The following is an 8,824-nucleotide window of genomic DNA, read 5'->3' as shown; positions in this document are numbered from 1 at the left end:
ATGCGTTCCGCTGGGGCTGCCGAGCGTCAGCGATCCCCACAGCTTATCGGCGATGCGGATCGATATTTCACCGGAGACGCCTCGCCTCCTTCGCCAATCCGGCACGTTCGAGCCGATCCATCTGATGGATCTGGATCGTGCGGCCGCCTGAGACACCGGAGATCACAACATGCCTACCAACCTGAAATATGTGATGCCCGGTTCCGACGCCCAGCAGCGGTCTTGCGAGGCGCTGTTGAGAGACGGCTTCTGCGTCATGCCCGATCTCAAGCCACTGGCCGACGTAGAGTGGCTCGCTGACGATTTGGCTCCACAGTTCGAGGCGACGCCTTTTTAGACGATACTCGGCCCATGGTGTGATACGATTCAGCTCAACCTCGCTCAGGCTCTCGAGCTGCATCCCGGTGCCCTCCCCCAGTTTCCTCACCGCGATCAGGACATGTGGCGCGGACAGACCGGCGAAGTTGAGTATCTGATCAACGTGATGTGGCCGTTCACCGACTACCGGCGGGACAACGGCACGACGCTCATATGGCCCCGCAGCCACGGCGCAAGCGCATTATTATCCGATCCGCCGGAAGCGCCGCTTGCAGTGGAATGTAGTCCAGGATCTGCAATTGTGTTCCTCGGTTCCACCCTTCACGGGGCCGGTGGAAATCGGTCGGCTGACGTGCGCCAGGGAATGATCGTCAGCTACTGTCTTGGGTGGCTCAAGCCCTATGAAAATCAGTGGCTGGTATATCCCCCGAATGTGGCGCGGACATTCGCCCCAGATCTTGCGGCGTTGGTCGGATATCAGCAGCACAGGCCAAATCTTGGCAATTATGAAGGTCGCTGCCCCTCGATCCTGCTCAACGCAAACACGCCGGAGCATCTGGGCGCGGTGGACGCCCTGCGCCCTGACCAAGACGCAGCGCTTGCCGAATTCCTGAAGGAGCAGCGCCGGATTGGTGCCGCTCCGCGTGGCTAGTTGTAACGATGTCGCAACTCCAGCGTCAAAATCGGCGGGGGGGAGAACGCTCAACGGGGTCGAGGCATAACATGAAAATTTCGATACTAGTGGCGAATTTCGAAGGCGCTCGGAGCATCACGCTCCACGACACCGAGGCGGCGGCATCGAGAGCTTTGATGGCCTTTGTCGAACTTCATTGGGCGATACGCTTTGACAAAGAGTTCATTGAGATGCCGTCATGCGAGACGGAGCGTCTTCGGCAGTTTTTTGCCGATGATCGTCACTCGTACATCATTGCCGAAGCCGATCTGTCGCAACTCGAAGAACACATCGATACCGCTCGCTCACTAGCACCGCGCTTAGCAGACCGAAGTGGCAGTGATCCTTAGCCGAAACGCATAGGTTTCAATCGTTCGGAGTTCGACTGATGGGTAAGCGGCACCCGACGGTCGCCGTGTGCGGTGCTCATTCACCGGATGATTGCCGCCCTTTGAACGAGGTGGCGGGTATCGGACGAAAACGAGCATTCAGCAAGCGATGGAGCAAGCAGTCATTCGAGGAACCGTATGAGTAGTCGGATCGAGGTTTTTAGTTGGGTGTCATGCCGGCGTCGCTGGAAGGTGAAGCAGACGCTTGCGGCATTGCGCGATTCATTCGGGGCCAGAAGGCTGAACCAGCATGGCCTGTGAGCGCCATGACGTTGGCAGCGGCTCGATCCACACATAGCGGCGGTTGGCAGATCAGCAACCGGTCGCCGATGCGGCCTGATCCACGGCCATCAGGCCTTGCTTACACTGCTGGGGATGGTGATGTTCGAGTGCCTTATACTATGTGATAGTACTGGCGTCGGGACAGCGACGGCGCTCGTCGCGCGGCATGCGATCCACTGCGATGTGGTGGCCGTCGAACGCGCCACCGCAGGGCAGATCATGGCCTGGCGAAAGCCCGACGGGCGATATCCTATCTCCATTTTGACCATCGGTTCAAACGATTGTCACGGGACGAGGCTCGTCGAAGATCTCGTCAAGATCAGGTCATCGATCTCAACAAGGCGCGCAATCTGCGCTGCTGCCCTATTCACGCCAAACGGCGAAGCTGGTAAATTCAGTCGCGGTAGCCTTTGGCGACGAGTCCATCGACCTTAAGCGATCTGCAACGAGCGATCAGATACATCCTCAACGTTACGACGATGTCGCGCCAGCGCTGATAAATTAGAGTGACATCCACCGGCGCGAACCAGTATCCCGCTTGACCGTTTGGTCGCCGTGGCGAGAATGGCCTACGTAATGCGCGGCTCCCACCGAATTACCTTCGGAGCAATCGTATGGCGACACTGTCACCGATCGAAATTTCGAACTGGCTGGCGATCTATGCGGCAACCGGCCTCTGCTGTGCAATCGCCGTAATCCTATCTGTCACGATATCCCTCGCTGAGCTTTATCGCGAGCGTGCTTGGGCGGGATTGAACTTGGCCAGTGATGTTTTGCGCTTCGTGCCGAAGACGTGGTGGCGCTGGCAAAAGCGATATTTGCTGTCGACCCCGGTGACATTGATGATCGTAGGATCCTTCGCGGCCACTTTGTCCTGGGCCTGAGGCTGCTGTCATTTCCGTCAATCGCGCAACGCGTCTATCAACATCGACCGGGCCTGCCCGGTTTCAAGATCCTGCGGTGAGAGCGCGACTACCGGAGCGATATGGGCCAGACGCCGAAGGGCGGCCGAGTCTGACGGTCGAAACGCATGTCGAAGAGCGTGCGAAGGACGCTGCGTTCCAGCTCGGACTCGACCGGGACAAAGCGATTGCCGGAAAATATTGGCTGGGCGTAAGCGCGTAACGGTGCAAAGCCAGTAAGCGTGTTCTGCGGGCCGCCTTGTTTTTGATGTGATGGCGGCGATGCTGTGCCCCTTTTGTGTTGGGGTATGGCGGTGTCGGATGAGGTTGTTGAGGGTGCGAGTGGTCATACGACCGGTCGTATGAGTGGTCGGATCGAGGTCGTTGCGCGGGTCTCGGGGCGGCGGCACTGGACGGTCGAGCAGAAGCTGGCGATCCTGCGTGATGCCTTTGGGCCGAACGGTTCGGTGCGCGATACGGTCGAGCGGCACGAAGTCGGGAGCGGCCAGCTTTACACATGGCGGCAGCAGGCGATGTCGGGAACGCTCGCGGGTTCAGCCAGACCAACGGTGCCAGCATTCGCGCAGGTGCAGGTTATGGCGACCGAGCCGGTGGTGCCGCTGTTGCCCGCACCAACGCCGCCTGAGCCAACCGGCAAGATTGGGATCGAGCTGCCCTCGGGCATCCGGCTGAGCGTCGATGCCGGGGTTGATGCCGAAGCCCTGGCACGGGTGTTGTCGGTCGTCAGCCGATGACCGCGATGCAGCATCCCGCGCTGGGTGGGATGGGAACGACCACGATCTGGCTGGCGTGCGGCGCGACCGATATGCGCAAAGGGTTCGACGGTCTGGCCGTGCTGGTCCAGCAGGTGCTGGCGCAGTCGCCGCATTCGGGCGCGCTGTTCGCGTTCCGGGGCAAGCGCGGCGATCTGGTGAAGCTGCTCTGGTATGACGGCCAGGGGCTGTGCCTGTTTTCCAAGCGGATGGACCGGGGCCGGTTCGTGTGGCCGCAGACCAAGACGGGCAGTGTCAGTCTGACACCGGCGCAACTTTCGATGCTCCTGGAAGGGATCGACTGGCGACGCCCGGAACGGACCTGGTCACCATCATTGGCAGGGTAATAATCGACAGGATTCAGCCAGTTTTTATGGCATCATCCGACCCGATCTGCTATGCATTGACCATGTCGGCAGCGGTCATTTCGGACCCCGATCGGGACACGCAGATCGCGGCTCTGACGGCGGCGCTTGCGACCGCCAAAGCCGAGCTTGCCGCCCGCGATCTGCTGATCGAGACGCTCCGCGTCCAGATTGCGCGGATGCGCCGGATGGCGTTCGGGGCATCGTCCGAGAAGCTGAACGTGGAGATCGCGCAACTCGAACTGGCGCTCGAAGAACTCGAAGCCGCCGCCACGGTCACCGCGCTGGCGTCGCCGGTGCCCAAGGCCGATCGCCCCGTGCCGACGCGCGCGCTGCCCGAGCATCTGCCGCGCGACGAAGTCGTCGTTGAACCGGCCAGCGGCAGCTGCACCTGCCCTGATTGCGGTGGGGCGATGCGCCGGTTGAGCGCAGATGCCGCCGAGCAGCTTGATGTTGCCCCGGTCGCATGGCGCGTCGTGCGGACGATCCGGCCCAAGTATAGCTGCCGGGCCTGCGAGAGGGTGGTCCAGGCCTCAGCGCCCGTCAAAGCGATTGCACGTGGACGCGCGACCTTCGCCACATTGGCGCATGTCGTCGTGTCGAAGTTCGATCATCATCTCCCGCTCTACCGGCAGGCCGAGATGATGGCGGCACAGGGGATCGATATTGATCGTTCAACACTGGCAGGCTGGACCGGCCAGGCCTCGGCACTGCTCGATCCCATCGTCAGCCGTATCCGCGACGAGGGATTGAAGGCGTCGAAGATCCATGCCGACGACACGCCGGTGCCCGTGCTTGACCCCGGACGTGGTCGCACCGCCACCGGCAGGCTTTGGACCTACGCTGTCGATGATCGAGGTTCGGGTTCCACCGCGCCGCCGCTGGTCTGGTATCGCTTCACGCCCGATCGAACCGGCGCGCATCCCCAAGCCGAGCTCGCCAGCTTCACCGGCCATCTCCAGGCCGATGCCTATGCCGGATACGACAAGCTCTACCAGAGTGGGCGCGTCACCGAGATTGCCTGCTGGGCGCACTTCCGCCGCAAGGTCTTCGATATCCACCAGGCCAAGCCAACCGCGCTGACCACCGATATCCTCGAACGGATCGGCGCGCTCTATGCCGTCGAGACCGATGTGCGCGGGCAACCACCCGATGTGCGACGCAATGCCCGCCAAGCCCGAACCGCGCCATTGATCGCCGACCTTCGAACTGCGCTCAATGACGCACTCCGCCGCCTGTCGCCCAAGTCGGTCATGGCCAAGGCCATCGTCTATGGCACCAAGCGCTGGACCGCGCTGACCCGCTTCCTCGACGATGGTCGGCTCGAGATCGACAACAATATCGCCGAACGCTCGCTGCGCGGCATTGCCGTCGGCAGGCGCAACTGGCTGTTCGCAGGCTCTCGCATCGGCGGCGAACGCGCCGCCGCCATCTGCACCGTCATCGAGACCTGCAAGATGAACGGTGTCGAGCCCCAAGCCTATATCGCCGACGTCATCGCCAAGATCGCCAGCGATTGGCCCGCAGCGCGCTGGGACGAACTTATGCCTTGGAACTGGCGGACCGCCGCCGATGAATCGCTCGCGCAAGCCGCCTGAACTACGGCCGCCAGACCACGCTTACCAAAGCCATGCGCTTCTGGATATTCGCCGATGACCACGATGACTAGGAACGGTCCTTTGACAGGGTTACCCCGCACCGATGGGGATTGAACCCGGTTAGCGACGGTGATGGGCGCGGCGCCGGCAGGATAGATTGTCGACCCGCTGACCGCGTGGCCAGCCCCGCGCGAGGTCTCGGATGACAGCGTATGCGCGCCGGCTGTGAAGCGCGTCGGCATGCGTCCACAGGGCGCGGCCGAGTTCGACGCCAGGCGCTATTTCGAGCTTGGCGGCCGCTCTACTAAGCGCTCTGAATTCCTGGGCGATCGAACGTTCTGTCGGCTCGTCAACGATTGGCGGCGCAATGGCCAGACCCGAGACGTCCAACATGCGCCAGAGGAGGCGTGCGAGCCTCGGCACCGACGCGGCGCGAGTGCGATCGTCATTGCTTTCGCTGTCAGGCCGTTGTGCGAGCTTCTCGGGAGCGGGGCGCAGGACCTCGAAATAGCCGCCCGGCGGATCGGCGGGGGTGTCGGGGCTGCGGACCTGGCTGATCCGGTTGGTCACCTGGTCACGAAAGAAGGGACAATCGGACAAATGCTCCGGTCGAAGTGAACCTGTCAGGCGGCGCAGGTAGTAGGTCTCGGCCTCCGACAGGAAGGCTGGGGTAAGGATCGGCGGCTTGCGATTGCTCCCGAGACAATCGCAGGCGATCCATTTCTCGCCAATGCGGGCCTGTTGCACCAGCAGGATGCCGGCTTCCTCATCGCGCCTTGAGCCATCACCCGTGTACCAACGTACCAACGCCGACTGGAGAACAGCGGGGAGCGGAATCCGGGCTGCGCTGAACCCGTCACTATTGCGATCAATCAACCACATGAACGAGCCCGTTTCAGCCGATCCAAAGCAATGCTTTCGCCAGCGCGCAGGATTGACAAGTCCAATCTGCTTGATCTCAACTTTTCGAAATGAAGGGATCGGAGATCTAAAATGCGTTCGATTGTGCTCGGATGTGCGGCGCTCTCATTGGCGGTTACCAGCTTCGATCCAGCTGAGGCACGCCGGCCGCAGTCGGCCAGGACGGTCCAGCTCATCGTCATGGATTCTACCAGTCTGCCGACTCGTACGGCCGCAGAAGGCAGATCGGCGGCCGACGGCGACAGTCCGGAAACCTCGCACATCCCCACTGCGCCGGAGCCCGTTCCGGCGGCATTCCGGACCCACGACCTTAGCCGCCGCTGGGTCGAGTTCGAGATGGCGAACAGCTTCGCGTCTTCTACAACACCGCCACCGGGAGCCGCGGCCGGTCAGGACCCGTTTGCCCATGTCGGCACTGCCGATATCAGTCCTTCCCAACAGCCGAATTACATACTGCCGCCGCCGCGGATCGCCATCCCGCGCTGGATGCAGGGAGGACTCGCCCTCACTGCTGCGGCAACCAGTTTCGTCCCAGGCTGTGCGGCGGGCGGCTACCGGCCGTCCGGCATTCTCGGTCTCGAAGCCGAGGGTCGGCGGTTCGGTTATTACGGAATGATGAGCTCGATTGCCTGTGAGTATGGAATTCCGGTCGGCCTTTTCGACGCGCTCATCATTCGGGAAAGCCGATACAAATCGGACGTTTTCTCGGCGAAAAACGCCTTCGGGCTGACACAGTTGATGCCCGATACCGCCGTCGGGCTTGGGGTCGATCGCTACGATGTCGAGCAGAACCTGCGTGGCGGCGCTCGCTATCTGCGCCAGCAGTTGGACAAGTTCGGCCAAGTTCACTTGGCGCTGGCGGCATACAATGCCGGTCCCGGCCGCGTACGGAATGGCATGTTGCCGCGGATCGCCGAAACCCAATCCTACGTCGACAACGTGCTGCTGAACTGGCGCAGGCTGGCCGGACTATCGAGGGTCGCGACGATCCAAACGGCGTCTACCTCCGCATCCCCGACACGGCTACAGACCCTTGGTCGGACGGCAACCGTCTCGTCATACTGACGGGTGCGGCGACGCTCCCGGCCGAAGCCGAACCTCCCCTACAGACCGAGGTTGGAGATTTGCGTGAGGTGCTCGCGCCGCGCCATTACCGCAGTCACCTCCTTTACCAGCTTCTCGATGACGGCCTGTCGCAAGGGGCCGGCCCACTCCTTGCGAACCTCCGTTCCGTCCATGCCTTCGATCTCGTCGAGGGCGGACACGAGCATGCCGGGCAGGCCTTTGAACAACTCGGTAAGCATCGCGAGCGACGTGGAGAAACGCTCGTCATGGAATAGGGCTTGGTCTTGGAACGTCTCAACCGCGATGATCGCCTGGACGATGTTGATGCCGAGAGAGTCGAGGATCTGTTGGAACTCGATCAGCGACATGGTCGCCCGCTTGCCCCGATCGCTGTGCAGCAGCAGCCCGAGCCGCGTCTTGCTGAGGCCAGACTTGAGCGCCAGCTTACGCTGACCGACGTTTTGCTCGGCCATCGCCTCCAAGATCAGCGGGACGAAGTCCCGGTGCCGGCTGTTAGTCGAACTACAGCCGTCCTCCTGGACCTCGATTCGAGCAAGGGATGACAAGCCGTTGTCCCTCTTCTGTCGTCATTCTTTAAACGAACCACAGACATGTCGAGTTGGCAAGCGCCTCAAACTCTTATCCATGCGCTGCAAAGAGAGGCTGCAACTACCTGAGGGGGAAGACGTTATCGCCGGCCTCTTGATCGCTCGTTGCTGGTCTTGTGCTTTCCTCTACGGAGTCCAGCCCGAGCCGTTTAAGTATGCGCGTGGCTTTCTGCCCGACTACATAGTGAAACAGCAGAACGGAGAGCGCGTCGCCGATACTGACATTTGAACCGAGCTTTTCGGAAAGGCGCTGTTTGACCTCTCCGAAGCTGTCGGCGCTCGTTTTCGTGATGCGAAGGTCGATCCGGATATTGCCGTCCGTTGGAATTGCCGCCAAATGCTCAAGGATCGTTTCGGCGGAATGATCATCAACCGGAGTGTCGATGCTGATCGTGTCGTCGATCAGGTTTGCGAGGGTCTGATAACGCTTCACCTCGTTGGACCGCAGACGAAGGCTTTCCGTCGTCAGCAGGAACAGATGCTCGGAGATATCCAGCTCATAGCGGAGAGAGTCTCCCTTCATTGCGTCTCCACCAGACAATCCTTCATTCGCTTGGCTGACGTCGCTTCCGAAAGACCGGTCGCATCGCTTGGCGAACCACGACTCTGACGTGTGAAAATAGTCCGATTCGGCGGCAACTTCAATTATCACGCAAACATCGAATCCCGGGGCAGCCTGGCCCAATTTGCAGGGCGCGGTGGCCCGATGCAAGGGGCGGTTTGCCCCGCATTCAGGGGACGCCTGCCCCGAAATCCGGGGCAGGCGGTTTGAAGCGCCGAAAAAACCCACAGTCGAAACGCGTGGTCCGGAAACTTAGTTGCTGACAGTCGTTTGGCGCAGTCACCTTTCTCTTGGGCGCGGGATCAATCGCGTTCCGATTGAAGGGAAACTCTCATGCAGTCTGTCCTCAAGAACAGCGGTCGTGCGGA

Annotated in this window: 8 protein-coding genes and 3 pseudogenes; 6 read left to right on the top strand and 5 right to left on the bottom strand. The window is 61.3% G+C overall.

Features of this window, described 5'->3' with window-relative positions; genetic code table 11:
• The first annotated feature begins 193 nt into the window (after window positions 1-193).
• A pseudogene (locus B7Y89_RS18220) lies at window positions 194-970 on the top strand (phytanoyl-CoA dioxygenase family protein).
• A gap of 71 nt (window positions 971-1,041) precedes the next feature.
• Window positions 1,042-1,341 carry a hypothetical protein gene (locus B7Y89_RS18215; protein ID WP_292941047.1) on the top strand — a complete coding sequence of 100 codons (300 nt, stop codon included), beginning with the start codon at window positions 1,042-1,044 and terminating at the stop codon, window positions 1,339-1,341.
• Window positions 1,342-2,389: 1,048 nt separating this feature from the next.
• Here B7Y89_RS18215 and B7Y89_RS18375 read toward each other — a convergent pair.
• Window positions 2,390-2,530, bottom strand: a complete 141-nt coding sequence (locus B7Y89_RS18375; protein ID WP_366416508.1) for a hypothetical protein — start codon at window positions 2,528-2,530, stop codon at window positions 2,390-2,392.
• Between the two features lie 33 nt (window positions 2,531-2,563).
• Window positions 2,564-2,799 (bottom strand): annotated as a pseudogene (locus tag B7Y89_RS18370) (hypothetical protein); the annotation flags it as partial.
• A 127-nt stretch (window positions 2,800-2,926) separates the two neighbouring features.
• Here B7Y89_RS18370 and B7Y89_RS18205 point away from each other — a divergent pair.
• The 3 genes from B7Y89_RS18205 to B7Y89_RS18195 are packed head-to-tail and all read left to right on the top strand — an operon-like array spanning window position 2,927 to window position 5,300.
• Complete coding sequence (locus B7Y89_RS18205) at window positions 2,927-3,319, top strand: transposase (protein WP_292941044.1); 393 nt, start codon at window positions 2,927-2,929, stop codon at window positions 3,317-3,319.
• Window positions 3,320-3,324: 5 nt separating this feature from the next.
• A complete protein-coding gene (gene tnpB / locus B7Y89_RS18200; protein WP_366416510.1) occupies window positions 3,325-3,684 on the top strand; it encodes an IS66 family insertion sequence element accessory protein TnpB in 360 nt (119 codons plus the stop codon).
• Window positions 3,685-3,710: 26 nt separating this feature from the next.
• Complete coding sequence (locus B7Y89_RS18195; protein ID WP_292941043.1) at window positions 3,711-5,300, top strand: IS66 family transposase; 1,590 nt, start codon at window positions 3,711-3,713, stop codon at window positions 5,298-5,300.
• A gap of 26 nt (window positions 5,301-5,326) precedes the next feature.
• Here the strand turns inward: B7Y89_RS18195 and B7Y89_RS18190 are convergent.
• Window positions 5,327-6,182 (bottom strand): annotated as a pseudogene (locus B7Y89_RS18190) (hypothetical protein); the annotation flags it as partial.
• A gap of 111 nt (window positions 6,183-6,293) precedes the next feature.
• Here B7Y89_RS18190 and B7Y89_RS18185 point away from each other — a divergent pair.
• Complete coding sequence (locus B7Y89_RS18185; protein WP_292941041.1) at window positions 6,294-7,286, top strand: lytic transglycosylase domain-containing protein; 993 nt, start codon at window positions 6,294-6,296, stop codon at window positions 7,284-7,286.
• A gap of 38 nt (window positions 7,287-7,324) precedes the next feature.
• On the opposite strand, the gene B7Y89_RS18180 is transcribed toward B7Y89_RS18185, so the two are convergent.
• Together B7Y89_RS18180 and B7Y89_RS18175 are read right to left on the bottom strand one after the other, a co-directional pair.
• Window positions 7,325-7,759, bottom strand: coding sequence for an XRE family transcriptional regulator (locus B7Y89_RS18180; RefSeq protein ID WP_292941038.1), 435 nt, complete (start codon window positions 7,757-7,759; stop codon window positions 7,325-7,327).
• 196 nt (window positions 7,760-7,955) lie between these two features.
• Window positions 7,956-8,546 (bottom strand): hypothetical protein, encoded by a 591-nt coding sequence (locus B7Y89_RS18175; protein WP_292941035.1) that lies wholly within the window; start codon window positions 8,544-8,546, stop codon window positions 7,956-7,958.
• Window positions 8,547-8,824 lie beyond the last annotated feature (278 nt).

The organism is Novosphingobium sp. 32-60-15 (genome assembly GCF_002280675.1).
In the GTDB taxonomy this organism is placed as follows: Bacteria; Pseudomonadota; Alphaproteobacteria; order Sphingomonadales; family Sphingomonadaceae; genus Novosphingobium.
This window is presented reverse-complemented; position numbering and strand designations above follow the sequence as displayed.

Excerpts from the sequence above, each read along its gene's own strand:
- B7Y89_RS18215 (WP_292941047.1), top strand. The coding sequence starts at position 1,042 with ATGAAAATTTCGATACTAGTGGCGAATTTCGAAGGCGCTCGGAGCATC.
- B7Y89_RS18205 (WP_292941044.1), top strand. The coding sequence starts at position 2,927 with ATGAGTGGTCGGATCGAGGTCGTTGCGCGGGTCTCGGGGCGGCGGCAC.
- tnpB (WP_366416510.1), top strand. The coding sequence starts at position 3,325 with ATGCAGCATCCCGCGCTGGGTGGGATGGGAACGACCACGATCTGGCTG.
- B7Y89_RS18195 (WP_292941043.1), top strand. The coding sequence starts at position 3,711 with ATGGCATCATCCGACCCGATCTGCTATGCATTGACCATGTCGGCAGCG.
- B7Y89_RS18185 (WP_292941041.1), top strand. The coding sequence starts at position 6,294 with ATGCGTTCGATTGTGCTCGGATGTGCGGCGCTCTCATTGGCGGTTACC.
- B7Y89_RS18180 (WP_292941038.1), bottom strand. The coding sequence starts at position 7,759 with ATGGCCGAGCAAAACGTCGGTCAGCGTAAGCTGGCGCTCAAGTCTGGC.